The following is a 24651-nucleotide window of genomic DNA, read 5'->3' on the forward strand; positions in this document are numbered from 1 at the left end:
GCATCAGACGCTCATTAACAGGTGTTCCCGTTCCCAAGGGCTGATGACTTCCTGAAACTCGTCATATTCCTTGTTTTTCGCCGCTGTATAGACCGCCGTGAACTCAGGTCCCATCATTTCGGCCAGTTGTTCGTCTTCGGCCAGCAGGCTGAGGGCTTCGTACATGGTCGGGGGGATGTCGCGATCGGCGTCATATGCCTCGCCGGAGGCCGCGATCCGGGGTTCCAGTTTGTTCTTCATGCCGAGATAGCCACAGGCCAGCGATGCGGCGAGACCGATATACGGGTTGCAATCCATACCGGCCACACGGTTTTCCACCCGACGGGACTCTGGCGGGGAGATTGGCACGCGGATGCCGGTGGTGCGGTTGTTTTCCGCCCATTCCAGATTGATCGGCGCCGAGAAATTCGCCACGTAGCGCCGGTAGCTGTTCACATAGGGTGCGATAAACGGCGTGGCGGCGGGCAGATGGTGTTGCAGACCGGCGATGAAATGGCCAAAGGTTGGCGTTGCCTGACCCTGTTCGTCGTTAAAGATGTTCTTGCCGGTGGATGTATCCAGAACAGAGTGGTGGATATGCATCGCGGAACCGGGCTGGTCCCCCATCGGTTTGGCCATGAAGGTCGCATAGCAATCATGGCGCAGGGCGGCCTCTTTGATCAGACGTTTGAAGTAAAACACCTCATCTGCCAGTTTGATCGGATGACCGTGTTTGAGGTTGATCTCTACCTGACCGGCGCCACCTTCCTGAATGATCGTGTCGATCTCAAAGCCCTGATCTTCGGCAAAGTCGTAAATATCGTCGATCACAGGGCCGTATTCATCCACCGCCGACATAGAATATGCCTGCATAGAGGCCGCAGGCCGTCCGGTCCGCCCGAGCTTTGGCACAACCGGCTGGTTCGGATCGGTGTTGCGGGCGACAAGGTAAAACTCCATCTCGGGCGCAACCACAGGTTCCCAGCCCTCTGCCTCATAGTAGGACAGGACACGGCGCAGTACATTGCGCGGCACCAGCGGCATCGGCGCGCCGTGGACATCGGTGACGTTATGGATGATCTGAAGCGTGACATCGCCGGTCCAGGGCGCGGCGGTCGCAGACGAGAAATCCGGCGAGAGCACCATATCCCCTTCGGTATACTGGTTTTCGATGTTCTCAATATCAACGTAAGAGCCGGTCACAGTCTGATAAAAGATGCTGTCGGGCAGATACATCGGGTCGAGCCGGCCGAATTTGCGCGCGGGCATACATTTGCCGCGGCTGATGCCGGTGGTGTCCGAGATGATACACTCTACTTCTTCTAGGCGGCGGTTGGCGATGTAATCCTGCGCGGCTTGCGGGATTCTTTCGATCCATTTCAAACTGTCATCCATGGGCCATTGCTCCTTTGAGAATAGAGGTAAACAGGTCGGCCATTTCACTACGGGCGACAGGCAATCGCGTGCTTTCTATCGCGGCGAGCCGTTCTGGATCGGGAACCACGCCAACAGCGCGTGTTTCGGCCAGTCCGGTAACAAAGGCGGCTGTGAATTCGGGGTGGGGCTGGATTGTGTAGATATGATCGCCAATGGTCAGCGCGGCGTGTTTGCAAAACTCTGTTTGTGCCACGGTTACAGCACCTGCGGGCGGGGTTGTCACCTGATCCTGATGCCACGCAAACAGGGGCAGGGTGCGCCCGTCGGCCATCGGGTAATCCACCCGACCGACCGACCAGCCGCCGTTGAATTTTTCAACTTTGCCGCCCAATGCCTGTGCGATGATCTGATGACCGAAACACACGCCGATCAGCGGGCGTCTGGCTTTGTGCAGGGCACGGATCAGCGATTCGAGCGGTGCAATCCAAGGGAGATCTTCATAGACGCCGAATTTGGAGCCTGTGATGATCCAGCCGTCGCATTCGTTGATATTTTTGGGGAACCGGCTTTCAATCACATCATAGGTTTGAAAGTCAAAGCCGCGGTCTGCCAGCAGGGTCTGAAACATTTCGCCATATTCGCCGTGTTGGGCCACGAGCTGTTCGGGGGATCTGCCAGTTTGCAGAATACCGATTTTCATAATTCACCTGTAAAAGTTGTTTGGTCACAGGTTGCACAGACTGGCAGGGGCAGGCAAGCGGATAGAACGATGTGGCTGGCCCACTTGCCAATTGCGTGGTGGTGCCTTACCCCTTTGACCAGCAAATTATATATAATAACGGAAAGTGACATCATGACCGCGCAAGCGCCAAGCCTGAAGGCAAAAGACAAACCGGAGTTGGGTTCGTACCAGTGGGAGGACGCGTTGTTGCTGGAATCCCAGTTGAACGAAGAAGAGCGGATGATCCGCGATGCGGCAAAATCCTACGCATCTGAAAAGCTCGCCCCGCGTGCGATCAAGGCGTTTGCCGAAGAATCCACAGATCCGGAAATCTTTCGGGAAATGGGCGAAATGGGCCTGCTCGGCACCACCATTCCGGAAGAATACGGCGGGATCGGCGCGGGTTACGTGACCTATGGTCTGGTCGCGCGGGAAGTAGAGCGGGTGGATTCGGGCTATCGCTCGATGATGTCGGTGCAATCCTCCTTGGTGATGTACCCGATCTATGCCTATGGCTCTGAAGAGCAGCGCAAGAAGTACCTGCCAAAACTCGCCAGCGGCGAATGGATCGGCTGTTTCGGCCTGACAGAGCCCGATGCCGGTTCCGATCCGGGTGGCATGAAAACCCGCGCTGAAAAAGTGCAGGGCGGTTATGTGCTGAACGGCTCAAAGATGTGGATCTCCAATTCACCGATTGCGGATGTGTTTGTGGTCTGGGCCAAATCCGAAGAACATGGCGGCAAGATCCGCGGGTTTGTTCTGGAAAAAGGCATGAAGGGACTGTCTGCGCCCAAAATCGAAGGCAAAATGTCCTTGCGCGCGTCGATCACCGGTGAAATCGTGATGGACGGCGTAGAGGTTTCGGACGATGCCTTGCTGCCGAATGTGGAAGGTCTGAAAGGACCGTTTGGCTGTCTCAACCGTGCCCGCTACGGCATCGCGTGGGGCGCTATGGGTGCGGCAGAGTTCTGCTGGCACGCAGCACGCCAGTACGGAATGGACCGCAAACAGTTCAACAAACCGCTGGCGCAAACCCAATTGTTCCAGAAGAAACTGGCAGATATGCAAACCGAGATCACCCTTGGCCTGCAAGCCGCCCTGCAAGTGGGCCGTTTGATGGATGCCGCCAATGCCGCGCCCGAGATGATTTCCATCATCAAACGCAACAACTGCGGCAAGGCGCTTGATATTGCGCGGATGGCGCGGGACATGCACGGCGGCAACGGGATTTCGCAGGAGTTTCAGGTCATCCGTCACATGATGAACCTTGAAACCGTGAACACCTATGAAGGCACCCATGACGTTCACGCGCTGATCCTCGGCCGGGCGCAAACCGGCCTTCAGGCGTTCTTTTAACGCGCCTTGAAACAAATCCGGCCCTGACGATCAGCAGATCGCAGGGCCGGATTTATCAGGCTGGAACAGGCATAAAGCCTTCAGCCGCAGATTTCTGTCCGTTTAACCGTTGTCGAGCGACGCAATCACCCGTTGGCGGGCCAAGCCGCTGTCACGGTCATTCACGCCCAGCAGGTTCACCACGAGACGCAGGAAACCGTCTTCTTCATGGTCCCGCTGTCCGTCCGCCATAGCCACCCGCCAAAGCGCCTCTACCACGCCAATACGATCCTCATAGGGAACAGCATCCTTGACGATCTTGGTAAACCGCACGGTGTCCGGAGCTTGTGACTCCAACCGTTCCGCATCGGCTTTCAACTCTTGCGCCGCTTCCAGACCGAGCTGGTAGCGATCCTGTAGCACATCCAGAATCATCTGGTGTTCTGCAGGGTCATAACGGTCATCGGCGCGGGCTATCCGCACCAGAAGCGTGGCAAGGGCCGCGCGGGCATCTTCGGGCTGAAGATCGGCGCGGGCATCAGGAACGGTAAAGAGGTCTATCAGAGCTTGAAACATGATCGAAACCTAGTGCGCTATGTCCGTTTGGGCAAATCCAATTCCCGTGATCGGGTTAAACCAGCCGCGACTGGTCTACGGCGGCCTTGATAAAGTCGCGGAACAGGGGGTGGGGTTCAAACGGCTTGCTTTTCAGTTCGGGGTGGAACTGCACGCCGATATACCACGGATGATCCTTGAACTCGACGATTTCGGGCAGACGTCCGTCGGGGCTCATGCCTGAAAATTCCAGACCGTATTTCTCCAGATCCTCGCGGTATTGGATGTCAACTTCGTAGCGGTGGCGGTGGCGTTCGGAAATGGCGGTTCCGCCATAGATCTCAGCCACTTTCGAGCCTTCGCTCAGCGTTGCGTTATACGCGCCCAGACGCATGGTGCCGCCCTTATCGTCATCGGCATCCCGCTGGATGGTGCGGTTGCCCTCTACCCATTCCTTGAGATGATATACCACAGGCGTAAAGCGTTTCTTTCCGGCTTCGTGGTCAAATTCCTCGGAACCGGCATCCTTCAGACCCGCAAGATTGCGGGCCGCTTCGATCACGGCCATTTGCATGCCAAGACAGATGCCAAGGTAGGGCACCTTGCGGGTCCGGGCAAATTCGGCCGCTTTGATCTTGCCTTCGGTACCCCGTTCGCCAAATCCGCCGGGCACCAGAATGGCGTTGAACCCTTCGAGATATGGGGCGGGATCTTGGGTGTCGAACAGTTCTGCATCGACCCATTCGATCTTGACCTTCACGCGGTTGTGCATGCCGCCATGCACCAGCGCCTCGGCAATGGATTTATAGGCGTCTTCCAGCTGGGTGTATTTGCCCACAATCGCCACGCGCACGGTGCCGTCAGGGTGATGGACCCGATCGGACACATCCTTCCAAGTGGCCAGTTTGGGTTTGGGCGCAGGGGTGATCCCGAAAGCATCCAGAACCGCCTGATCCAGCCCTTCCTTGTGGTAGGCCAGCGGCGCATCGTAGATCGAGCCGAGATCATAGGCCGCGATAACGGCCTCGGGGCGCACGTTACAGAACAGCGCGAGTTTCTCCCGTTCTTTTTCGGGAATCGGATGTTCGGAGCGGCACACCAGCACATCCGGCGCGATGCCGATGGATTGCAGTTCCTTTACGCTGTGCTGGGTCGGTTTGGTCTTTAACTCGCCGCTGGCGGCCAGATAGGGCAGCAGGGTGAGGTGCATGTAAATGCAGTTGTTGCGCGGGCGCTGGTGGCCGAACTGGCGGATGGCTTCAAAGAAGGGCAGACCTTCGATGTCGCCCACAGTGCCGCCGATTTCGCAGAGCATGAAATCCACTTCATCATCACCGATTTCGAGGAATTCCTTAATCTGGTTGGTGACATGGGGTACAACCTGTATGGTTTTGCCCAAATAATCGCCGCGCCGTTCTTTTTCCAGTACCGTGGAATAGATCCGCCCCGAGGACACGGAATCAGTCTTGCGCGCAGCGACACCTGTGAACCGTTCGTAATGGCCAAGGTCCAGATCGGTTTCCGCACCATCGTCGGTCACAAAAACCTCGCCGTGTTCAAACGGGGACATCGTGCCCGGATCGACGTTCAGATAGGGGTCCAGCTTGCGCAGGCGCACCGAATAGCCGCGGGCTTGCAGCAAGGCACCCAAAGCGGCAGAGGCCAGACCTTTGCCAAGGGATGAAACCACGCCACCGGTGATGAAAATATAACGCGCCATAGACTGGAAAGCTCCCGTGTCAGAAAAAAACTAGTGGGCCGATAACCTGTTCAGCCCCGCTACTCACGGGGTTTAAGGATAACGGGATTCGGGGTGGCAAAGCAAGACCTGCCACTTTGATTCATGTGTGATTTCGGGGTGATTTGCCCATGATCTTGTAGAGCACGGGCAGGGATCAACTATGTATAGGGTTTAGTCTTCCGCTTTGGGCGGTGTGGCCGGACCATCTGCCGCAGACGGTGGCAACAGGTTGCCGCCAAGCGGTGTGGTGCTGTCCTCGGACTGGGATGCGGCCGGGGCTGTCAGGTCGCCGTTCAGCAAGGAATTATTCCCGTCCTCACGGGCTGCGATGATCGTCAGCGCAAGGCTGGCTGCCATGAAACCGGCGCCCAAAATCCACGTAAACTTGGCCGCAGGTGATGCAGGGGGGCGCCCTGACATATTGCCGCCACCGCCGCCAATGCCCAGTCCACCACCCTCAGAGCGCTGCATCAGCACGGTCACAATCAGGCTCAGGGCCAGAATAAGAAGGATAACAAGGACGATGTTCTGCATGTGCGGTCTCGGATTTTGTGCCTGTGGGCCGGATCGTGCGGCTTCGGGGGGTGTCTAACGGATTGTGCTGGGGGTGTCTATTGGGAAGTGCAGACACCGGACGAATTGGCGAATGATGCACAGATAGGGGCTGTGGAGGGGTGTTTCATCATCAAAACGGCCAAGAAATGACGCAACCGGATCACGTCCCTGTGTCAGCACGGGGCATTGGTGCGGATTTCCCCAGCATTCTGGGGGTTTTTACCGCCAACAGCAGCCTGCGGCGATTTTGGTGTTTCAGCCGCTCCGTTGGGTCGTTATACGGGGTAGGGTTTTTTACACATCAAGAGGCAGCCAAAATGGCCAATGTAGTAGTTGTCGGCGCACAATGGGGTGACGAAGGCAAAGGGAAGATTGTTGACTGGTTGTCAGAGCGTGCGGACATCATCGCACGGTTTCAGGGCGGTCATAATGCCGGCCACACTCTGGTGATCGACGGCAAGGTGTACAAGCTGAATGCGCTGCCCTCTGGTGTGGTGCGTGGCGGCAAACTGTCCGTCATCGGCAACGGTGTGGTGCTTGATCCGTGGCATCTGGTGCAGGAAATCGCCAAGATTCGCGAGCAGGGCGTCGAGATTTCCCCCGAATCCCTGATGATCGCGGAAAACACGCCGCTGATCCTGCCAATCCACGGTGAACTGGACCGCGCACGGGAAGAAGCGGCCTCCAAGGGGACCAAGATCGGCACCACAGGGCGCGGTATCGGTCCGGCCTATGAAGACAAAGTGGGCCGCCGTTCGGTGCGGGTTGCCGACCTTGCGGATGAGGCCACATTGATCGCCCGCGTGGATCGTGCGTTGCAACACCATGATCCGCTGCGCAAAGGACTGGGCATCGAAGCGGTGGATCGCGACGGGTTGATTGACCAGCTGCGCGAGATTTCCAAGGAAATCCTGCCGTATGCCGCGCCGGTCTGGAAAGTGCTGAACGAACAGCGCAAGGCGGGCAAACGAATTCTGTTTGAAGGGGCGCAAGGCGCGTTGCTGGATATTGATTTCGGCACCTATCCCTTTGTGACCTCGTCCAACGTGATCGCAGGACAGGCTGCCACGGGTGTGGGGATTGGTCCGGGCTCTATTGATTATGTGCTGGGCATCGTCAAAGCCTATACCACACGGGTGGGCGAAGGCCCGTTCCCGACCGAACTTCAGGATGCAGACGGTCAGCGGCTGGGCGAACGTGGTCATGAATTTGGCACCGTAACAGGCCGTCAGCGCCGCTGCGGCTGGTTTGACGCGGCACTGGTGCGCCAGACCTGCGCAACTTCGGGTGTGACAGGAATCTCCCTGACCAAGCTTGACGTGCTGGACGGTTTTGAAACCCTGAAAATCTGTGTGGCTTATGATCTGGACGGCAAGCGTCTGGACTATCTGCCGACCGCAGCGGATCAACAGGCCCGTTGCACACCGATCTACGAAGAAATGCCCGGCTGGTCGCAAAGCACCGAAGGCGCGCGGTCCTGGGCTGATCTGCCCGCCGAAGCGATCAAATATGTGCGGCGTGTGGAAGAGCTGATCGGCTGCCCTGTGGCCATGCTTTCCACGTCACCAGAGCGGGAAGACACGATCCTCGTGACCGACCCGTTTGCCGATTAAGGAAAGATTGAATGGCATTATCCTATAAAGCGCGCCGGCGCTGGTCTCTGGTTCTGCTGCTGGTTTGGCTGCCGATCTATTGCGTCATCGCTGTGACAGTGATGAACGCAATTCCGCGACTGCCCATGCTGGTAGAACTGCTGGTCTATATCTTTCTTGGCGTTGCTTGGGTATTGCCCTTCAAATTCGTCTTCAAAGGCGTTGGCAAGGAAGACCCGGATCAAACTTGATCCGGGTGCTTCGCTCTCGCGCTCCGGATAAATTCTGGAATTTTCCGACCCCCGTCATATCTCTGTTACAAAAGATTCATATAGCGGTCGCGTTCGCGGGAATCACCGCTATCGTGGAGGACTCTAATGGTCAAATCAGCTCGCCCTAACAAGACACTCGACCGGGATCTCGGCAGCCGTGTCTTGCTGGAAAACGCCAACTATGCCATTCGCAAACCACTGGTGGCCCCCGCATTGGGCGGGGTGTTCATTGTGGTTGCGATCCTGCTGACCAGTCTGGCGTTCGGATGGGCAGGTAATGGCCTGATTATCGCGCTGGCCGCCGGTCTCGGGGCGTATATGGCGCTGAACATCGGCGCCAATGATGTGGCCAACAATGTCGGCCCTGCTGTGGGGGCCAATGCGCTGTCTATGGGCGGGGCGCTGATTATCGCAGCCATCTTTGAAAGTGCCGGAGCCTTGCTGGCAGGCGGCGATGTGGTGGGTACAATTTCCAAAGGGATTATCGACCCCACCGCCGTTTCGGAACCCCGTGTGTTTATCTGGGCGATGATGTCCGCGCTGATCGCATCTGCGGTCTGGGTGAACCTTGCCACATGGGTCGGTGCGCCTGTTTCCACGACACACTCCGTTGTAGGCGGTGTGATGGGGGCGGGCATTGCCGCTGCCGGGTTTGCCGCAGTGAACTGGTCCATGATGAGCCAGATCGCGGCAAGCTGGGTGATCTCACCCGTGTTGGGTGGCGTGGTTGCGGCCCTGTTCCTGTGGCTGATCAAGTCGCAAGTGTCAGATCAAGAAGACAAAATTACCGCAGCGCGGCGCTGGGTGCCGATCCTGATCGCTGTCATGGCCGGTGCGTTTTCAACCTATCTGGCGGTGAAGGGGCTGAAAAAGATTGTTTCTATTGATCTGCAATACGCGTTGCTGATTGGCGCGGTGTCTGCGGTTCTGTTCTACTTTGTCTCTCATCCGATGATCCGCAAACAGTCCGAGGGCAAGGAAAACACCAAGGAAACCGTGCGCAAGCTGTTCACGCTGCCGCTGGTTTGCGCGGCGGCGCTGCTCTCCTTTGCCCATGGTGCGAACGATGTGGCCAACGCGATTGGCCCGCTTGCCGCGATTGTACACACGGCCGAAGCCTCCGAAGTTGTCGCCAAAGTGTCGATCCCGATCTGGGTCATGATCGTTGGCGCCTTTGGCCTGTCCTTTGGCCTGCTTCTGTTCGGCCCGAAACTGATCCGGATGGTTGGAGAGCAAATCACCAAGCTGAACCCGCTGCGCGCCTATTGTGTGGCGCTGTCAGCCGCGATCACCGTGATTGTGGCAAGCTGGCTGGGTCTGCCGGTCTCCTCTACCCATATCGCTGTTGGCGCGGTCTTTGGCGTCGGCTTTTTCCGCGAAGCCCACTGGCGTGTGACCCACAACCGCGAGGTCGTGCAGCAGGTGGTCGAAACCGAAGCAGGCAAGGCAAACAAGAAAAAGCGCAAACACCGCAAACTTGTACGTCGCTCCCACTTCCTGACCATCATCGCGGCGTGGGTCATCACCGTGCCCGCCGCGTCTATACTGTCGGGGCTAGTGTTTGTGCTGTTGAATACAGTGGCGGGGTAGGGCGTTCGTCACGGATGTAGAGGAAAGGCCTGTCCTGCGAAGGACGGGCCTTTTTTGTAGAGGGACGCGACCGCACCTTTAGGGGGTGTTTCTGTGATGGCAGTATCGTAGCTTTCGGGGCATCTTCGGAATGGGTAACTGACCAGTGGAAGATGGCACAGTTCAGTGCTCGGTTCCCGATCCAAACGACCATTAGGTCCAGCGCTTTATCCAATAGATGTATCTGATCTAAAGCCCTTAAGGGTATTTATTGCTCTGCCACCAACGAGAAAGGGCCGCCCCTTGGGACGGCCCTTCGATATGTTTTGAAAATGCGCGTTTACGCGAAGACCTCGCTAAGCGCCTTGTCCATTGCGACTGCGATTTCGTCGATGTCGTCTTTGGTCGAGATCAGCGCAGGTGACAGGCACAGCGTGTTGTTCAGGCCGGGCAGGGAGCGGTTGGTCATGCCGATGATCACCCCTTGCGCCATGCAGTTGGCGACAACCGCTGCGACTTTCTTTTCGTCCATCGGTTCCCGGCTGTCGCGGTCTGCAACAAGCTCTGCGCCAAGGAACAGACCCTTGCCGCGCACCTCACCGATGACCTTGTGCTTGTCCATCAGCTCGCCCAGTTTGCCCATGCAATATTCGCCCATATCAATGGTGTTTTGCAGCAGGCCCTCTTCTTCGATAATCTTCATATTTTCGATCGCAGCCGCCGGACCGGAGGCACAGCCGCCAAAGGTGGACACATCGCGGAAATAGTTCATCGGGTCGTCAACATTGTCTTTAAAGTTGTCGAAAACCGCTTCGGTTGTCACCAGACAGGAAATCGCCGCATAGCCGGAGGCGACACCTTTGGCCATCGTTACAAAATCCGGCTGAATGCCGTAGTGCTGGTAGCCGAACCATGTGCCGGTCCGACCCACGCCGCATACCACTTCGTCAATGTGCAGCAGGATTTCGTATTTTTTACACAGTTCCTGGATGCCTTCCCAATAGCCTTTGGGCGGCACGATCACACCACCGCCGGCGGTGATCGGTTCCAGACAGATTGCGCCGATTGTGTCGGGGCCTTCGCGCAGGATCACTTCCTCGGTGGCTTTGACGCAGGCTTCGCCATATTGCTCGGCGGTGACGCCAAACTGGTTGCGGTATTCCAGACAATGGGGCACTTCGACGAAACCCGGGGTGAAGGGGCCGTATTGGGCGTTCCGCTCTGGCTGGCCACCCGCAGAGAGACAGGCAATTGTGGTGCCGTGGTAGTCCCGCTCGCGGTAGAGGATCTTGTGTTTCTTGCCGCCGTGTTTGGAATGGGCGATCTGGCGCACCATTTTGAAGGCTTTCTCATTCGCTTCGGAGCCGGAGTTGGCGTAATAAACGCGCTTCATACCGGGCATTTTGTCGATCAGCATTTTGGAGAAAATGGACCCCGGAATAGAACCGGCAGTTTGGGCGAAATAGTTCATCTTGACCAATTGGTCACGAACCGCATTGGCAATCCGTTCGCGGCCATAGCCGACGTTAACGGTCCAGACGCCACCGGACACAGCGTCCAGATGTTCCTTGCCACGGGCATCCCAAACGCGGTTGCCCTTACCCTCTACGATGATCTTGGGATCAATGGTTTCAAAAGGCTTGTGCTGGATCAGGTGGTGCCACACATGGGCACGGTCTGTCTCAATTATTTCTTCGATGTCGTTGGTGGTTATCGCATCCATGACGGGCACCTTTCAGGGTTATAAGAGGAGGTCACTTGGGGCGTACCCTGCGTGATTATCTGACAATAGGAAAGGGGCAAAATGCTGCCGTTTCATAGGGCCAGAGTTTTCACCGAATAGCGCCAGTTGAACCGATGCGGAGACTTTGGACTCAGTTCATATCCAGCGCACGCTGGCGGAGGATCTCAAACGGGATGGTCTCTAGCGTGTTGATATGGGTGGATTCCAGCACCACATGGGGCGCAGAGCCGAACGCATCTGCCTGCACCCAGCGATCTGCGCAAAGGCACCAGCGGTCGCCCGGTTTCAATCCCTGAAAGCCGTACTCCGGACGGGGTGTGGACAGGTCGTTGCCTCTGGACTTGGAGAAAGCGAGAAACGCTTCGGTCATCAGGCAGCAGACGGTGTGTTTGCCTTGATCGGCGGGACCGGTGTTACAGCAGCCGTCTCGGTAAAACCCCGTCACAGGGTCGCTGGAGCAGGGCTTCAGGGCCTCTCCCAATACGTTGAGGCTTTCGTCCATTTCACTCTTGGTCACGGTGCTATTTCCCTTATGCGTGTCCCTATTGATAGGCCGCGCAAAAGGGGTTTGTCACGGGCTAACAGGAAGAAATCTGTCAGCGTTTTAATAGGTCACGCGGGTTTCAATCGCGTTTTCCAACATCACATAGGCCCATGTCTGTTCACCGCCACGCTTGCGGATTTCGCCAAGCTGCTGGCGGGCGGCGTCCATATTGCCATCTGCCACATAGCCTTGTCCCATATAACTGCGGGCGAGAATGTAATCGGGGTCAATTTCGAATGCCTTTTGGTAGTAAGTCAGCGCAGTTTGTAAATCCCCGAGCTTGCGGTGGGAAAAACCCAGATAGTTCAGCACGCGGGGATCGTCCTTGTTTTCAACCAAAGACAACAGCCGGATCGCATCCTTGAACTGGCCGTCGTATGCCATGCCACGGGCGTTGATATAAAGCACCTCGTCGCTGAACATGCCATGTTCAGCCTCAACACATTTTTTTGTTTTCGGGTCGAGCACCATCCCTTTCTTTTTGCAGGTTGCCTCTGTCGGGGTGGCGCTGCTGTTGCCGTCCCCTGCGGCCAGCGCAGCGGTGGCGATGGACAAACCCAGCAGGCCGGAGCCAATGGTTGCAATGATATTCATAGTAAAACTCCCAAAAGTTTCGGAAAGATGAATGGCTTAGTAATTCTTGCAAGCTTAGCCGAAAAAAACCGCTGCAACAGCATTTATACGTAAAAGTGAGCAGGCCCGAAAAACGCGGGGATCGTGCAAACCGTGATCTTTGACATTTCTATCTGGCGCATCCCCGCACTAATCTTGGGGATAGCGCAACGCAGCGGAAGGTTTTGTTATGTATCGGATATTTCTTGCAGGACTGGTGACGGCCCTCGTCATGCTCCAGGTTTCAACCGCCTCTGCGCAGGGGGCGCGGACCCGTGCACTGGGAGAGGATCCGCCCCTGACCCGTAACCAGCCCAAAAGCGCGGCCACCCATTACAGCGAGGCGAAACTGGCGCGGCAGGCAAAGGCGTTTCAAAGGACAATGGCCGAGGGGATCGTGGCGGGGGCGGCTGTCGGGCTGCTGGCAGATATGCTGAGCAGTAACGACAACAACTCCGGTTTGCAGATCGGTATTGGTTCGGGTGCGCTGGCGGGCAGTTATGTGGCGCGGCTACAGCAGAAATACCGCCGCAAGGAACTGCGGCTGGAGCGGATACGCAATGACGTGAACCGCGCCAATCAAGAACTCGCAGCTTCTATTGCGACGATGCAGGCAGTCGTGGCTTTTCAGCAAAGCGAGCTGAACGCGCTGCGGGCCTCGGGTGCGAAAAAGCGGCAGATCCGGCGGGAATTGAAGCAGGCCAAAGCCAATCTCAACAATATGAGCAAGGCCATAAAAGGCGCACAGAAATGGGAAAAGGAATTCAAATCAACCCGTTCCTTGCGTCTGGTGCGGGGGCAAACCACCGGAATCGATCGGGAAATCGCGCTGTTGTCCCAGCGGATCGCAGCGATGAAATCGGTCGCGGGTCAGATGAAAGGTGTGACCAAATCATGAGAGTGGATAACCTGTTAACAATCACCGCATCTGTCCTGATCCTCGCCGGATGTGTCACTTCCGAAGATCCCGGCGACGGTGGATTTTTCAACGGCGTGGCGGGGGCCAGCTACGGCACCTATGAGCGGCGTGTGGCAAGCCGTCAGGCGGCGGTAGACAGTGCACAGGCGGAAAACGCGCGGCTTGCGGGTGAGCTTGCACGGTTGCGGATGGAACACAGCCGCGCCAAATCCGACCTGATCGCAGCCCGCGCCAACGCGCAGACCGCCGGTGTAAGGCTGAGCGCTACGCAAGAGGGGCAGGTGGCGGCTGCGCTGCGTGCCGATCCTGCGCGGGTCGAAAGCCTGAGCAAAGCCATTGCCGATGCCCGCCGCCTGACAGAATCCATCAAGGGCTTGGCGGGGTAGACCGGACAGCGCGTAGTACAAAGGAAAAGGCCCGCTGAAACCAGCGGGCCTTTCAAATTTGATCTGAACTGACAAACAGTCGGGAAGATTAAGCTTTTGGCTCTTCTTCTTCGCCGGTTGCTTCTTCTTCAGCAGCCGGAACATTGTCTTCCAGATCGTCAAGCGCAGCACCGCCGATGTCGTCGAACAGTTCGGAGATTTCAAATTCTGCTTCCGCTTCTGCTTCGGCTTCCAGTTCCTGAATGGATTTACCAGAGGCTTGCAGTTCGGCTTCTTCAGCAGAACGGGCAACGTTGATTTCGATGGAACATTCGACTTCAGGGTGCAGGACAACACGCATTGTGTGTACGCCCAGTTCCTTGATCGGAGCTTCCAGAACCATCTGTTTCTTGTCGACTGTGAAGCCGGCTTCGGTTGCAGCAGTTGCCGCGTCCCGCGTGGAAACAGAACCATAAAGCGAACCGGCGTCGGATGCGGAGCGAATCACAACGAACTGTTGTCCGTCCAGTTTCGCAGCCACTGCTTCGGCTTCTTTTTTGGTTTCGAGGTTTTGTGCTTCAAGTTGGGCTTTGCGGTTTTCAAAGCTTTCCATGTTGCCTTTGGTGGCGCGCAGCGCCTTGCCTTGGGCCAGCAGGAAGTTACGGGCGTAACCTTGCTTAACGGAAACTACATCACCCATTTGGCCCAGTTTGGCCACACGTTCGAGAAGGATAACATCCATGGATTTTCTCCTTACTTCACAGCATAGGGCAGCAGCGCCAGAAACCGTGCGCGTTTGATGGCTTTGGCCAGCTCGCGTTGTTTCTTGGCAGAGACTGCGGTGATACGGGACGGAACGATCTTGCCGCGCTCGGAAATGTAGCGTTGCAGCAGTTTCGTATCTTTATAGTCGATCTTCGGCGCATTGTCGCCAGAGAACGGGCAAGATTTGCGACGACGGAAAAATGGTTTGTTGGCCATGATTTAGCGTCCTTTCTTAACGTTCGCGGCGACGTTCGTCGCGGGAGTTTTTAGCTTGGATTACAACGGAAGGGCCTTCTTCGTGCTCATCAACTTTGATGGTCAGAACGCGCATTACGTCATCGTGCAAACGCATCAGGCGTTCCATCTCTGCAACAGCCGGCGCAGGCGCGTCTGTTTTCAGGAAGGCATAGTGGCCCTTGCGGTTTTTGTTGATTTTATAGGCCATTGTTTTCAGGCCCCAGTATTCGTTCTCGACAACTTTACCACCGTTGTCTGTCAGAACGGCGCCGAAATGCTCAATCAGGCTTTCGGCCTGCGCGTTGGAAAGATCCTGACGCGCAATAAATGTGTGCTCGTAGAGCGCCATTTTATCACCATATGTAAGCGTGCTTCAAAACCGGGTTAATCTTCCGCCCCCCGGTACGAGAGGCATCCGCGTGAACGTAAATCTGCGGAAGATGGGGCGGGTATAGCGAAGCCTGAGGTGAATGCAAGCTGTAAGCGTGCTGGCGGGGCATTTGCCGGTTAATCCGGCTCGCGTGTTGAAGTTTCTTGTCCCCAACCGTAACAGACTCTAAAAATACGTGAAGCAAAAAAGAGGCATCAATGACACGCGCATTTGTATTTCCGGGCCAGGGCGCCCAGACCATCGGTATGGGAAAGGCCTTTGCGGACGCCTATCCTGCGGCGAAAGCAGTTTTTGACGAGGTGGACGAAGCCCTGGGCGAGAGCCTCTCCGGTCTGATCTGGGAAGGCGACATTGAAACCCTGACCCTGACGCAAAATGCACAGCCTGCGCTGATGGCCACATCCATGGCGGCGATGGCGGCTTTGGAAGCCGAAGGCGTATCGGTTACGGCGGCGTCTTATGTGGCGGGCCACAGTCTCGGGGAATATTCAGCGCTTTGTGCCGCCGGTTCTATCTCGTTGGCAGATACGGCACGCCTGCTGCGCATTCGCGGCGAGGCGATGCAAAAGGCGGTTCCCGTTGGCGTGGGCGCGATGGCAGCTCTGCTGGGGCTGGATTTTGCCACCGCCACCGAAGTTGCAGAAGAAGCCGCACAGGGCGAGGTCTGTCAGGCCGCCAATGACAATGATCCCTCCCAGGTGGTTGTGTCCGGCCACAAAGCCGCCGTTGAACGCGCGCTGGTGATTGCCAAGGATAAAGGCGCGAAACGGGCGATGCTGCTGCCGGTCTCTGCACCGTTCCACTGCGCATTGATGCAACCGGCCGCAGACCGGATGGCCGAGGCGCTGGCCGAAGTGACCATCAACGCCCCTGCCGTGCCCCTGATTGCCAATGTTCGGGCCGAAGCTGTTTCTGATGCCGCCATGATCCGCGATCTGCTGGTAGAGCAGGTGACAGGGTCTGTGCGCTGGCGCGAGAGCATGGGTTATGCTGCGGCGCAGGGTGTAAGCGAAATCTATGAAATCGGTGCCGGTAAGGCACTGTCGGGAATGATCCGCCGGATTGCCCGCGAAATTGAATGTGTGGCTGTGAATGACCCTGACGGGGCCAAAGCCGCAGCAGAAAAGATTGGATAACCGGATGTTTGATTTAACAGGAAAATGTGCATTGGTCACAGGCGCATCGGGCGGTATTGGCGGGGCGATTGCGACCGCATTGCACGGGCAGGGCGCGACTGTGGCTCTATCCGGCACCCGCGTTGGTCCGCTGGAAGAGCTTGCTGCAAAACTGGGCGATCGGGCTTTTGTAACACCGTGTAATCTTGGCGATGCCGAGGCTGTGAATGCGCTGGCGGGGCAGGCGTCCGAGGCGATGGGCGGTTTGCATATTCTTGTAAACAACGCGGGTATCACGCGGGATAATCTGTTCATGCGCATGAAGGACGAGGACTGGCAGGATGTGATCGACGTGAACCTCACCTCTACCATGCGACTGATGAAATCGGTCATGCGTCCGATGATGAAGCAGAAATGGGGCCGTGTGATCAATATCACTTCGATTGTAGGTGTGACGGGCAACGCGGGGCAGGTGAATTATGCGGCCAGTAAGGCGGGCATGATCGGCATGACCAAATCCTACGCGCAGGAAATCGCATCCCGCGGGATTACAGCAAACTGCGTGGCTCCGGGCTTTATCGAAACCGCGATGACCGCAGAATTGGGCGATGCGGTGAAGGACGGGATGCTCGGCTCTATTCCCATGGGGCGTATGGGCGACGCGGGGGAGATTGCGTCAGCGGTGGCCTATCTGGCGTGCGAAGAGGCCAGCTACATCACCGGCCAGACCCTGCACGTGAACGGCGGCATGGCGATGATCTAAGCCTGCGATCCATACCGGAGTGTCCCCGCAAATGCGGGGATGCCTGCGGCGCGGATATTTGAAGAAAATGGAGGAGCCGGGTCGCCTGATCCGGCTTTTTTAGTTTTTATAGATGGCGCAGACACAGTTGAATTTGCGAAGGCGGTTGCACAATTGCTGGGCCGCCCCGCGCGAGGGGGCGCCGAGGCGTGCCACGAAATAGGGTTTGCGGCCCCGTACCTGTGGTTTTTTGCGGATGTAATCCGGCTTTTGGCTGCCGATTTCCGTGTCGCAGGCGTGGGAGTTGCGCTGAAAGCTGCTGGCGGCCTTGGCCTGTGTGGAACCGGCGGCGAGCTGGACGCCCCACGGTGGCAGGCTTGGGACGGGGCGCAGGGATTTCAGCTTATTGACGCGACTGGTTCGGGCCAGTGCAAGGCATGCGGGCATGAAGGCTTGATCCGGCGAGAGTGCCATATCGAGCGCCTTTGGCGGAGCGTCGCGCCAGTCCAGCGCGCTCTGGCCGGTGATGATGCGCACGTAATCCTCGGTTTCCTGGGCCAGTCCGCCAGTGCCTGCGATAAATTCCGCGGCCCGCCGCTCGCCGCCGTTATAGGCGACAGCGGCCAGTCCTGCGTTGCCAAAACGCGCGATCAGTTCAGAAAGGTAATGGGCCGAATGATCCAGTGCCTCTGCCGGATTGTAACTGGCACCAAGGCCGCGCAGTTTTGCAGTGGCAGGCATGAACTGGGCCACGCCCTCGGCTCCGGCGGGGGACAGGGCGTAGGGGTCAAACCGGCTTTCCTGCCAGATCAGCCGGGCGAAAAAGCCGGTGTCGAGCCGGTGCAGTACGGCAGCATCACGGATCGCCTGACAGGTGTCATAGGCGATGAAATCGTTGCGGATACACCAGACCGACCCCCAGCGGCCCGTGTTGCACTGGCGGTCGGGTGGTTCGGCAAACACGGGGGAGGACAGCAGGAAAAGGATGAAAATCAGGCGCATAATGGGGGATATAACGCGAGGATCCGGCATGACACGTTAAAATCGGGCTTTAATAATTGCGTGCCGGAGGTTAGGTGAAATAGAGCATCCTGCATGTGAATTCACTTCTATCAAGAGCAACCGTCATATGTCCTTTTTCAAGAAACTCAAAGACCGCATGTTCAACTCTTCGTCCAAGATCGAAGAAGGGCTTGATGCGATTGTAGAGGATGGCGGGACCGCCGAAGCAGAGTCCGGTGAAGCGGAACTGGCCCGTCAGGCCGAAGCAGAGGCCGCTGCCGCACGACAGGCGCAAGAGGCACAGGCCGCCGCTGCACGGGAACTGGCGGAACAGGAAGCGGCTGCGCGCGAGGCAGAGGCTGCCGCAGAGGCGGCCAAGGTGGAGCGCGAAGAGGCCGCACGGCGTCACGCGGAACAACTGGAAGCCGAAGCGCAGGAAACCGCACGACTTGATGCAGAAAGCCGCGCCAAGGCAGAGCAGGAAGCAGAAGAAACCGCCCGCAAGGCTGCCGAGGCCACAGAAGCCGCGCGACTGGCGCGGATTGAGGCCGAAGAGCAGGCCCGTCGTGAGAGAGAAGCAGAAGCCGAGGAGCGCCGCCGCGCAGAGCAGGCCGCAGCCGAGGCCGAAACAGCCCGTGAGGCTGCTGCACAGGCGGAGGCTGCCAAAGCCGCGCAAGAGGCCGAAGCCGCCAAGCCGGGCCTTTTGGGGCGTTTGTTCGGCGGTCGCACAGCCGACAAGACAGTTGTGCGCCGTGCGCTTGACGATGCCATGCTGGAAAGCATCGAGGATTTGTTGATCACGGCTGATATGGGCGTTGAGACCGCGATGCGGGTCTCCGCTAATCTGGCCGAAGGACGTATGGGCAAGAAGCTGTCCACCGCAGAGCTGAAATCGCTGCTCGCCAGCGAGGTGGCGCGGATCATGGAGCCTGTGGCCCGCCCGATGCCGCTCTATGCAAAACGTCCGCAGGTGGTTCTGGTGGTCGGGGTTAACGGCTCTGGCAAGACGACAACCATTGGCAAACTGGCCAGCCAGTTCAAGGCGGCGGGCAAATCTGTGGTGATTGCTGCGGGCGATACCTTCCGTGCTGCCGCCGTGGAACAATTGCAGGTCTGGGGAGAGCGGGCCGGCGTTCCGGTTCTGACAGCGCCCGAAGGATCCGATCCGGCGTCACTGGCGTTTGACGCCATGACCAAGGCGGAACAGGACGGGGCCGATCTGTTGATGATCGACACGGCGGGGCGGTTGCAGAACCGTCAGGATCTGATGGAGGAACTGGCCAAAATCGTTCGGGTGATCCGCAAGAAAGACCCCGAAGCGCCCCATAACACGCTATTGGTGCTGGATGCGACCACGGGGCAGAACGCGCTGTCTCAGGTGGAAATTTTCCAGAAGATCGCAGATGTGTCAGGGTTGGTGATGACCAAGCTGGACGGCACCGCCAAGGGCGGTGTGCTCGTGGCGCTGGCAGATCGTTTTGGAATGCCGATCCATGCCATCGGGCTGGGAGAGCAAATCGACGATCTGGCGCCCTTTGATCCGGAAGAGTTCGCCCGTGCCCTGACAGGACTGGAATAAACGCGCAGGGTTAGCCTGTCTCTGTTTTTTCCGAACCTTCATTCTCATCATCGTCGCTGTCGTCGGTCTCCGATGGGTTTTTCACGGGCCGCGCCGCCACACGGTTCACGATCCATAGGATGATCAGGGCGATCACGGTTGCAACCAGTGCCAGCGGGATACGCCCCGTACCACAGCTAAGCCCGACAGCACCCACCAGCCACATGCTTGCCCCCGTGGTCAGCCCGTGCACCTTGCCGCCGGAAATGATGATAGAACCGGCGGCGAGAAACGCCACGCCGGAGGTAATGGCACTGATCAGCTTGATAGGGTCGGCCTTGATCCGGTTCTGATCTTCGGTATCCAGCGCAATCAGGTCCAGCGCCACGATCGCAAACAGGCAGGACGCAACGGAAATCATCATATGGGTACGCAATCCGGCGGCGCGGGCGTTGTGTTCCCGTTCCCAACCGATAATACCTCCCATAAGCGTTGCTGCGAACATACGGAAGATAACAATACCCAGTGGTACGACAGAGCCGTTGATCTGGAATTCACTGGCAAGGGCAGAGTACATGGTAAATCCTGATATTGGGGGCCGGATATGACCGAGTGGTTACTAGAAGTAGACGGAACCCAGTTCGGACGCAATCTTGCGCTGGCTCTGGCGATACTGGCGGCGGTGCTGCATGCTGTCTTCGGTGCGCTGCAAAAGGGAAAACTCGATCCCTGGCTGGCGCGGGGTGCGATTGATGTAAGCTACAGCCTGATGTCACTGCCGGTGATCCTGTTCCTTGTGCCCTTTCCGGAACCACATCTGTGGCCCTTGTTGATCGGGGCGATGGGTATTCATCTAGTGTATAAATTCTTTCAGGCTATGGCTTATGCGCGGGGCAGCTATACGGTGGTCTATCCGGTGGTGCGGGGCATGGGGCCGCTGGTGACGATGTTGTTTGTGGGCGTATTGTTTCAGGACCGCTTTCACGAAAGCTATAATCTGGTGCAATGGTCCGGAGTAATCCTGCTGTCTTCAGCCATCTTTCTGCTGGCGGGGATCAACCTGATGCAGGGCGGCATTGACCGGCGTACGATGGGTATGGGGCTGTTCTATGCGGTGCTGACAGGCTTTGGCGTGGCGGCCTATACCACTTGGGATGCCTATGGGGTGCGTGCGACGCTTAACCCGTTTACCTTTATCTTCTGGCTGTTCTTTCTGGATGGATTGGTGTTTCCGTGGTTTGCGCTGTATCGCTATCGCAGGATGGAAATGCAGCCTGCACTGCGCGCGATGGCGGTGCGCGGCGTTATCGGCGGATTGGTGGCCTTCGCGAGCTTTGGGTCTATCATGTTTGCCACACGGCTGGACAAAGTCGGAGAGGTCGCGGTGCTGCGGGAAACCTCTGTGGTGTTTGCCGCGTTGATCGGCTGGCTGTTCCTGCATGAGAAAGTCGGTCTTTTGCGCACAGCCCTGATGGTAGCCATTGCAGGCGGTGCGGTTTTGGTAGAGTTTAGCGGCTAAACCACAAGAAACGACAGTTTAGAGGCAAAAATTCATGAGTGAGAAGTCAATCAACCCGATGCTGAAACTCGGGCTGGAACTTGGGCCGGTTGTCCTGTTCTTTGTGGCCTATACACGGATCAAAGACCGCGAGTTTGAGATTTTCGGCCAAAGCTATGAAGGCTTTATCATTGCCACTGCCGCGTTTATTCCGGTGCTGCTGGTGTCTACCGGCCTGCTTTGGTGGCTGACGGGTAAACTGTCACGGATGCAGTTGATGACGGCGGTTCTGGTGGTTGTTTTTGGCGGCATGTCGATCTGGTTCAATGACGACCGTTTCTTCAAGATGAAACCGACGATTATCTACCTGCTGTTCGGCGGGTTGCTGGGCATCGGCCTTTTGCAGGGGAAATCCTATCTGCGCAGTGTGATGGATGAAATGGTGCCCATGACCCATGAGGGCTGGATGATCCTGACCAAACGGGTCTGCGCATTTTTTCTGGCCCTTGCACTGGCAAACGAACTGGTCTGGCGCTTCATGTCTACCGATGCCTGGGTCAATTTCAAAACCTTCGGTCTCACCGCGCTGGTGTTTGTTTTCTTTATCGTTCAGGGACCATTGTTTGCCCGTTACAGCACCGAAGAGGATAAATCGGAAAGCTAGTCTTCAGTCATAAGCCTGTTACCTGCTGAATATAGAGGGTTGTTCTGGGAAAGCATCTATATATAGTTTTCCTTAAGGTGACGGGCGGGAGGCCCCGCTCTGATGCCAGATAATCGCAACAGAGCAGGGATGCGTGACGCTAATGACTTCCGAGTTTACACAAGACTTCATCCGAAATCCGGCTGGGCTGCGGGAAAACCCGGCACTGGTCCTGAACGCGGATTTCAGGCCGCTCAGCTATTTTCCATTGTCGGTGTGGCGCTGGCAGGAGGCTGTAAAAGCGGCCTATCTGGACCGCGTCACAATCGTGGCAGAGTATGAGCGAACAGTGCATTCGCCCTCTGTCGAGATACGCATTCCCTCGGTGATCGTGTTGAAAGATTACGTAAAACCGGCGCGAACAACGGCGTTTACGCGGTTTAACCTGTTTCTGCGGGACGAATTCACCTGCCAGTATTGCGGGTCGCGCGGGGATATGACCTTTGACCATGTGGTGCCACGGTCCCGTGGCGGAAAGACCACGTGGCAGAACGTTGTGGCCTCTTGCGGGCCTTGCAATCTGCGCAAGGGGGCGCGTTCCTTGCGGCAGGCAAATATGAAACTGCGCCGCACCCCGATGCAGCCTTCGGCCAACCAGTTGCTGAACGCTGGGCGTAAATTCCCGCCAAACCACCTGCATGAAAGCTGGATGGATTTTCTCTACTGGGATGCCGAACTCGAAGCCTGAGTCGCCAGAGTCCTGAATGCCCTAGCGGGTTTTTGGCTGAAACGCCGCTGCCAGCCAGACCAGCGCCAGACCAAGCGAGATAACGCCGTTCCAACCTGCCATAGACAGGCCGAACATCTCCCACGGGATTTCGTCACAGCGCACCATTGGCGCCTCAAGTATCTGGTTTAACAGATCCTTCACCGCCAGTTCTCCGACCGGACCAGAGGTACAGGTGCTTGGACCTTCCCACCATTTCCACTCCACTCCGGCGTGATAAAAGCCGATGGCAGAAGTGCTAAGGGCCGCCGCCGCGCCAAACAGGGCCAGAATGCGATGGGGAAACAAGGCCGCGACCAAGCCGATCAGAACGGCCACGGCATGGGGCCAGCGTTGGTTGATGCACAGCTTGCAAGGGGCCAGATCGCCAATGTGCTGAAACCCGAAAGCCGTGGCCAGCATCAGCGCAGAGCCAAGCGCGGCCAGTAGGATAAGTCTTTGTTGCATCAGAAGTATTTCACCGCCCAGAATCCGAGAACCAGAAGTATTAGAAACACAGTGAACACCAAGGCAAGGCGGCGTTCAATGAAATCACGGATGGGTGCGCCGAAGTGCCACAAAAGCGCCGCCACGATGAAGAACCGCACACCGCGCGCGATCAGCGACCAGAACAGGAAAGACCAGAAGGGCAGGTCGGTCGCGCCTGACGTGATGGTGATGACCTTATAGGGAAACGGGGTGATCCCGGCAAAAAGAACCGCCCAGTGGCCCTGTTCATTAAACCGCAGCTTGAAGGATTCAAACGCCTCTGCCTTGTGGTAAAACTCTAGGATCGGGCGTCCGATGGCGTCGAACAGCTCTGCCCCGATGTAATAGCCAAAGGCGCCGCCCAGAACCGATGACACCGTACAGACCGCCGCCAGCGTGAAGGCGCGGGTCGGTGCGGCAAGGATCAGCGGGATCAGCAGCACATCGGGCGGGATCGGAAAAACCGAGCTTTCCACAAAAGCGATAACGGCCAGTGCCGCCAGCGCCCAGCGGGATTGGGCCAGAGACAGAATCCACTCGTAAAATCTGCGTAACACTGCAAGCGCCTCTCGTTTTTTGTTTCTCATGCCCCGTCGTCCGGTATGGGTCAAGCCTTGCGCCCCGACGCGGCTGCGCTAGTTTCAATAAAAATCACATTTTCGGGAGTGCTGAGATGAAATGGAGAGGCCGGCAGGGAAGCCGTAACATAGAGGACCGCCGTCGCTCCGGCGGGGTACGGGCTGCGGGTGGCATCGGCGGTTTTGGACTGCTTGCTGTGCTGGCGATCGGATATTTCCTCGGGGTGGATGTGACGCCATTCCTTAATACCGGTGGCAGTCAGATCACCAGCGGGCGCAGTGTGGAACTGACACCGCAAGACGAACAGGCGGCGCAATTTGTCTCGGTGACGCTGGCGGATACGGAAACCATCTGGGCCGAAATTTTCGAACAGCAGTTGAATGCCACCTATCGTCCCGCCACGATGGTCCTTTTCAAAGGCGCGACCCAATCCCCCTGTGGCGGTGCAAATGGCGCTTCGGGTCCGTTTTACTGTCCTACAGACCGGAAAGCCTACCTCGACACGGATTTCTTCACCACTTTGTCCCGCAGGCTTGGTGCGTCGGGGGATTTTGCCGCTGCCTATGTTGTCGCCCATGAAATCGCCCATCACGTTCAAAACGAACTGGGCATTCTGGCCGAGGCGAACAAGGCCCGCGCGCGGATGGGGCAGGCGGAGAGCAACCGCGTTTCCGTAATGATCGAACTGCAAGCGGATTGTTTTTCCGGCATCTGGGCCCGCTATGCACAGGACCGGCTTGGCACGCTGGAACGGGGCGATCTGGGCGAGGCGCTCAACGCCGCCCGCCAGATCGGGGACGATACGCTGCAACGTAACGCCGGCCAGCGTCCGAACCCCCACAGTTTTACCCACGGCACATCCGCGCAGCGCCAGAACTGGTTCCAGCGCGGTTTTGAAACCGCCGACATCCAGCAATGCGACACCTTCGGAGCCGCGTCGCTGTAAGTGAGGGAAAAACCCGATTTTTCCGTTGACGCGGATAATC

The 24651-nt window shown here is 57.4% G+C and carries 28 protein-coding genes; 13 read left to right on the forward strand and 15 right to left on the reverse strand.

Translation table 11 applies throughout. The features are described 5' to 3' along the window. Positions 1-3 precede the first annotated feature (3 nt). Together BFV97_RS08165 and BFV97_RS08170 are read right to left on the reverse strand one after the other, a co-directional pair. Positions 4-1374, reverse strand: coding sequence for a glutamine synthetase family protein (locus BFV97_RS08165; protein WP_069299840.1), 1371 nt, complete (start codon positions 1372-1374; stop codon positions 4-6). Continuing rightward, positions 1367-2056, reverse strand: a complete 690-nt coding sequence (locus tag BFV97_RS08170) for a type 1 glutamine amidotransferase (protein ID WP_069299841.1) — start codon at positions 2054-2056, stop codon at positions 1367-1369. The genes BFV97_RS08165 and BFV97_RS08170 overlap by 8 nt, the downstream gene beginning before the upstream one ends. 153 nt (positions 2057-2209) lie before the next feature. Between BFV97_RS08170 and BFV97_RS08175 the strand changes: the two genes are divergently transcribed. Next, entirely contained in the window at positions 2210-3433 is a 1224-nt protein-coding gene (locus BFV97_RS08175; protein WP_069299842.1) for an acyl-CoA dehydrogenase, read from the forward strand. Positions 3434-3535: 102 nt separating this feature from the next. Here the strand turns inward: BFV97_RS08175 and BFV97_RS08180 are convergent, their stop codons facing one another. From BFV97_RS08180 to secG, 3 genes are all read right to left on the reverse strand, one after another. Continuing rightward, the gene (locus tag BFV97_RS08180; protein WP_069299843.1) at positions 3536-3988 is read right to left on the reverse strand and encodes a tellurite resistance TerB family protein; all 453 of its coding nucleotides are present in this window, start codon (positions 3986-3988) and stop codon (positions 3536-3538) included. A 55-nt stretch (positions 3989-4043) separates the two neighbouring features. Then, entirely contained in the window at positions 4044-5687 is a 1644-nt protein-coding gene (locus BFV97_RS08185; RefSeq protein WP_069299844.1) for a CTP synthase, read from the reverse strand. A 192-nt stretch (positions 5688-5879) separates the two neighbouring features. Next, positions 5880-6242, reverse strand: coding sequence for a preprotein translocase subunit SecG (gene secG, locus BFV97_RS08190; RefSeq protein ID WP_069299845.1), 363 nt, complete (start codon positions 6240-6242; stop codon positions 5880-5882). Positions 6243-6580: 338 nt separating this feature from the next. Here secG and BFV97_RS08195 point away from each other — a divergent pair, with 338 nt between their 5' ends. The 3 genes from BFV97_RS08195 to BFV97_RS08205 all read left to right on the forward strand — a co-directional run bounded on the left by BFV97_RS08195 (position 6581) and on the right by BFV97_RS08205 (position 9717). Continuing rightward, complete coding sequence (locus BFV97_RS08195) at positions 6581-7876, forward strand: adenylosuccinate synthase (RefSeq protein WP_069299934.1); 1296 nt, start codon at positions 6581-6583, stop codon at positions 7874-7876. 11 nt (positions 7877-7887) lie between these two features. After that, positions 7888-8106: a DUF2842 domain-containing protein gene (locus tag BFV97_RS08200; RefSeq protein ID WP_069299846.1), complete on the forward strand. Its 219-nt coding sequence runs from the start codon at positions 7888-7890 to the stop codon at positions 8104-8106. Positions 8107-8232: 126 nt separating this feature from the next. Continuing rightward, positions 8233-9717, forward strand: coding sequence for an inorganic phosphate transporter (locus BFV97_RS08205; protein WP_069299847.1), 1485 nt, complete (start codon positions 8233-8235; stop codon positions 9715-9717). 319 nt (positions 9718-10036) lie between these two features. Here the strand turns inward: BFV97_RS08205 and BFV97_RS08210 are convergent, their stop codons facing one another. The 3 genes from BFV97_RS08210 to BFV97_RS08220 all read right to left on the reverse strand — a co-directional run bounded on the left by BFV97_RS08210 (position 10037) and on the right by BFV97_RS08220 (position 12578). Continuing rightward, positions 10037-11419, reverse strand: coding sequence for an aminotransferase family protein (locus tag BFV97_RS08210; RefSeq protein ID WP_069299848.1), 1383 nt, complete (start codon positions 11417-11419; stop codon positions 10037-10039). Positions 11420-11570: 151 nt separating this feature from the next. After that, positions 11571-11942, reverse strand: coding sequence for a DUF2237 family protein (locus tag BFV97_RS08215; protein WP_069299849.1), 372 nt, complete (start codon positions 11940-11942; stop codon positions 11571-11573). A 102-nt stretch (positions 11943-12044) separates the two neighbouring features. Next, on the reverse strand, positions 12045-12578 hold the full coding sequence (locus BFV97_RS08220; RefSeq protein WP_069299850.1) for a tetratricopeptide repeat protein: 534 nt from the start codon (positions 12576-12578) through the stop codon (positions 12045-12047). Positions 12579-12786: 208 nt separating this feature from the next. On the opposite strand from BFV97_RS08220, the gene BFV97_RS08225 reads away from it, so the two are divergent. Continuing rightward, the gene (locus BFV97_RS08225; protein ID WP_069299851.1) at positions 12787-13494 is read left to right on the forward strand and encodes a hypothetical protein; all 708 of its coding nucleotides are present in this window, start codon (positions 12787-12789) and stop codon (positions 13492-13494) included. Then, positions 13491-13901: a hypothetical protein gene (locus BFV97_RS08230; RefSeq protein WP_069299852.1), complete on the forward strand. Its 411-nt coding sequence runs from the start codon at positions 13491-13493 to the stop codon at positions 13899-13901. The genes BFV97_RS08225 and BFV97_RS08230 overlap by 4 nt, the downstream gene beginning before the upstream one ends. A gap of 88 nt (positions 13902-13989) precedes the next feature. On the opposite strand, the gene rplI is transcribed toward BFV97_RS08230, so the two are convergent. From rplI to rpsF, 3 genes are read right to left on the reverse strand one after another with little or no spacing between them, the layout of a single operon-like run. Further along, positions 13990-14622: a 50S ribosomal protein L9 gene (rplI, locus tag BFV97_RS08235; RefSeq protein WP_069299853.1), complete on the reverse strand. Its 633-nt coding sequence runs from the start codon at positions 14620-14622 to the stop codon at positions 13990-13992. 11 nt (positions 14623-14633) lie between these two features. Next, entirely contained in the window at positions 14634-14861 is a 228-nt protein-coding gene (gene rpsR, locus BFV97_RS08240) for a 30S ribosomal protein S18 (protein ID WP_069299854.1), read from the reverse strand. A gap of 16 nt (positions 14862-14877) precedes the next feature. Beyond that, complete coding sequence (gene rpsF / locus BFV97_RS08245) at positions 14878-15231, reverse strand: 30S ribosomal protein S6 (protein WP_069299855.1); 354 nt, start codon at positions 15229-15231, stop codon at positions 14878-14880. A gap of 239 nt (positions 15232-15470) precedes the next feature. Here rpsF and fabD point away from each other — a divergent pair, with 239 nt between their 5' ends. Further along, the gene (gene fabD / locus BFV97_RS08250) at positions 15471-16409 is read left to right on the forward strand and encodes an ACP S-malonyltransferase (RefSeq protein ID WP_069299856.1); all 939 of its coding nucleotides are present in this window, start codon (positions 15471-15473) and stop codon (positions 16407-16409) included. A 4-nt stretch (positions 16410-16413) separates the two neighbouring features. Next, positions 16414-17151: a 3-oxoacyl-[acyl-carrier-protein] reductase gene (gene fabG / locus BFV97_RS08255; RefSeq protein WP_069299857.1), complete on the forward strand. Its 738-nt coding sequence runs from the start codon at positions 16414-16416 to the stop codon at positions 17149-17151. A 99-nt stretch (positions 17152-17250) separates the two neighbouring features. Here fabG and BFV97_RS08260 read toward each other — a convergent pair whose 3' ends face one another. Continuing rightward, positions 17251-18132 carry a lytic transglycosylase domain-containing protein gene (locus tag BFV97_RS08260; RefSeq protein ID WP_069299858.1) on the reverse strand — a complete coding sequence of 294 codons (882 nt, stop codon included), beginning with the start codon at positions 18130-18132 and terminating at the stop codon, positions 17251-17253. Between the two features lie 127 nt (positions 18133-18259). Between BFV97_RS08260 and ftsY the strand changes: the two genes are divergently transcribed. Next, positions 18260-19711, forward strand: coding sequence for a signal recognition particle-docking protein FtsY (ftsY, locus tag BFV97_RS08265; RefSeq protein WP_083225563.1), 1452 nt, complete (start codon positions 18260-18262; stop codon positions 19709-19711). A gap of 10 nt (positions 19712-19721) precedes the next feature. Here ftsY and BFV97_RS08270 read toward each other — a convergent pair whose 3' ends face one another. Then, positions 19722-20267, reverse strand: a complete 546-nt coding sequence (locus BFV97_RS08270; RefSeq protein WP_069299859.1) for an MgtC/SapB family protein — start codon at positions 20265-20267, stop codon at positions 19722-19724. A gap of 27 nt (positions 20268-20294) precedes the next feature. On the opposite strand from BFV97_RS08270, the gene BFV97_RS08275 reads away from it, so the two are divergent. The 3 genes from BFV97_RS08275 (at position 20295) to BFV97_RS08285 (ending at position 22579) form a co-directional block, all read left to right on the forward strand. Further along, positions 20295-21209, forward strand: a complete 915-nt coding sequence (locus BFV97_RS08275) for an EamA family transporter (RefSeq protein ID WP_069299860.1) — start codon at positions 20295-20297, stop codon at positions 21207-21209. 34 nt (positions 21210-21243) lie between these two features. Beyond that, positions 21244-21852, forward strand: a complete 609-nt coding sequence (locus tag BFV97_RS08280) for a septation protein A (RefSeq protein ID WP_069299861.1) — start codon at positions 21244-21246, stop codon at positions 21850-21852. A gap of 142 nt (positions 21853-21994) precedes the next feature. Continuing rightward, complete coding sequence (locus BFV97_RS08285; protein WP_069299862.1) at positions 21995-22579, forward strand: HNH endonuclease; 585 nt, start codon at positions 21995-21997, stop codon at positions 22577-22579. 21 nt (positions 22580-22600) lie between these two features. Here BFV97_RS08285 and BFV97_RS08290 read toward each other — a convergent pair whose 3' ends face one another. Then, positions 22601-23065, reverse strand: coding sequence for a disulfide bond formation protein B (locus BFV97_RS08290; protein WP_069299863.1), 465 nt, complete (start codon positions 23063-23065; stop codon positions 22601-22603). After that, complete coding sequence (locus tag BFV97_RS08295; RefSeq protein ID WP_069299936.1) at positions 23065-23643, reverse strand: YqaA family protein; 579 nt, start codon at positions 23641-23643, stop codon at positions 23065-23067. Before BFV97_RS08295 ends, BFV97_RS08290 begins: the two co-directional genes overlap by 1 nt. A 116-nt stretch (positions 23644-23759) precedes the next feature. Here BFV97_RS08295 and ypfJ point away from each other — a divergent pair, with 116 nt between their 5' ends. Beyond that, complete coding sequence (ypfJ, locus tag BFV97_RS08300; protein WP_069299864.1) at positions 23760-24611, forward strand: KPN_02809 family neutral zinc metallopeptidase; 852 nt, start codon at positions 23760-23762, stop codon at positions 24609-24611. Positions 24612-24651 lie beyond the last annotated feature (40 nt).

This window comes from Neptunicoccus sediminis, from assembly GCF_001719615.1.
GTDB lineage: Bacteria > Pseudomonadota > Alphaproteobacteria > Rhodobacterales > Rhodobacteraceae > Amylibacter > Amylibacter sediminis.

Coding starts and splice junctions, on each gene's coding strand:
- fabD (WP_069299856.1), top strand. CDS start 15,471: ATGACACGCGCATTTGTATTTCCGGGCCAGGGCGCCCAGACCATCGGT.
- fabG (WP_069299857.1), top strand. CDS start 16,414: ATGTTTGATTTAACAGGAAAATGTGCATTGGTCACAGGCGCATCGGGC.
- BFV97_RS08185 (WP_069299844.1), bottom strand. CDS start 5,687: ATGGCGCGTTATATTTTCATCACCGGTGGCGTGGTTTCATCCCTTGGC.
- ftsY (WP_083225563.1), top strand. CDS start 18,260: ATGTCCTTTTTCAAGAAACTCAAAGACCGCATGTTCAACTCTTCGTCC.
- BFV97_RS08280 (WP_069299861.1), top strand. CDS start 21,244: ATGAGTGAGAAGTCAATCAACCCGATGCTGAAACTCGGGCTGGAACTT.
- BFV97_RS08195 (WP_069299934.1), top strand. CDS start 6,581: ATGGCCAATGTAGTAGTTGTCGGCGCACAATGGGGTGACGAAGGCAAA.
- BFV97_RS08210 (WP_069299848.1), bottom strand. CDS start 11,419: ATGGATGCGATAACCACCAACGACATCGAAGAAATAATTGAGACAGAC.
- rpsR (WP_069299854.1), bottom strand. CDS start 14,861: ATGGCCAACAAACCATTTTTCCGTCGTCGCAAATCTTGCCCGTTCTCT.
- BFV97_RS08175 (WP_069299842.1), top strand. CDS start 2,210: ATGACCGCGCAAGCGCCAAGCCTGAAGGCAAAAGACAAACCGGAGTTG.
- BFV97_RS08285 (WP_069299862.1), top strand. CDS start 21,995: ATGACTTCCGAGTTTACACAAGACTTCATCCGAAATCCGGCTGGGCTG.
- BFV97_RS08270 (WP_069299859.1), bottom strand. CDS start 20,267: ATGTACTCTGCCCTTGCCAGTGAATTCCAGATCAACGGCTCTGTCGTA.
- BFV97_RS08275 (WP_069299860.1), top strand. CDS start 20,295: ATGACCGAGTGGTTACTAGAAGTAGACGGAACCCAGTTCGGACGCAAT.
- BFV97_RS08215 (WP_069299849.1), bottom strand. CDS start 11,942: ATGGACGAAAGCCTCAACGTATTGGGAGAGGCCCTGAAGCCCTGCTCC.
- ypfJ (WP_069299864.1), top strand. CDS start 23,760: ATGAAATGGAGAGGCCGGCAGGGAAGCCGTAACATAGAGGACCGCCGT.
- BFV97_RS08165 (WP_069299840.1), bottom strand. CDS start 1,374: ATGGATGACAGTTTGAAATGGATCGAAAGAATCCCGCAAGCCGCGCAG.
- BFV97_RS08220 (WP_069299850.1), bottom strand. CDS start 12,578: ATGAATATCATTGCAACCATTGGCTCCGGCCTGCTGGGTTTGTCCATC.
- BFV97_RS08200 (WP_069299846.1), top strand. CDS start 7,888: ATGGCATTATCCTATAAAGCGCGCCGGCGCTGGTCTCTGGTTCTGCTG.
- rplI (WP_069299853.1), bottom strand. CDS start 14,622: ATGGATGTTATCCTTCTCGAACGTGTGGCCAAACTGGGCCAAATGGGT.
- BFV97_RS08170 (WP_069299841.1), bottom strand. CDS start 2,056: ATGAAAATCGGTATTCTGCAAACTGGCAGATCCCCCGAACAGCTCGTG.
- BFV97_RS08290 (WP_069299863.1), bottom strand. CDS start 23,065: ATGCAACAAAGACTTATCCTACTGGCCGCGCTTGGCTCTGCGCTGATG.
- BFV97_RS08180 (WP_069299843.1), bottom strand. CDS start 3,988: ATGTTTCAAGCTCTGATAGACCTCTTTACCGTTCCTGATGCCCGCGCC.
- rpsF (WP_069299855.1), bottom strand. CDS start 15,231: ATGGCGCTCTACGAGCACACATTTATTGCGCGTCAGGATCTTTCCAAC.
- secG (WP_069299845.1), bottom strand. CDS start 6,242: ATGCAGAACATCGTCCTTGTTATCCTTCTTATTCTGGCCCTGAGCCTG.
- BFV97_RS08260 (WP_069299858.1), bottom strand. CDS start 18,132: ATGCGCCTGATTTTCATCCTTTTCCTGCTGTCCTCCCCCGTGTTTGCC.
- BFV97_RS08230 (WP_069299852.1), top strand. CDS start 13,491: ATGAGAGTGGATAACCTGTTAACAATCACCGCATCTGTCCTGATCCTC.
- BFV97_RS08225 (WP_069299851.1), top strand. CDS start 12,787: ATGTATCGGATATTTCTTGCAGGACTGGTGACGGCCCTCGTCATGCTC.
- BFV97_RS08205 (WP_069299847.1), top strand. CDS start 8,233: ATGGTCAAATCAGCTCGCCCTAACAAGACACTCGACCGGGATCTCGGC.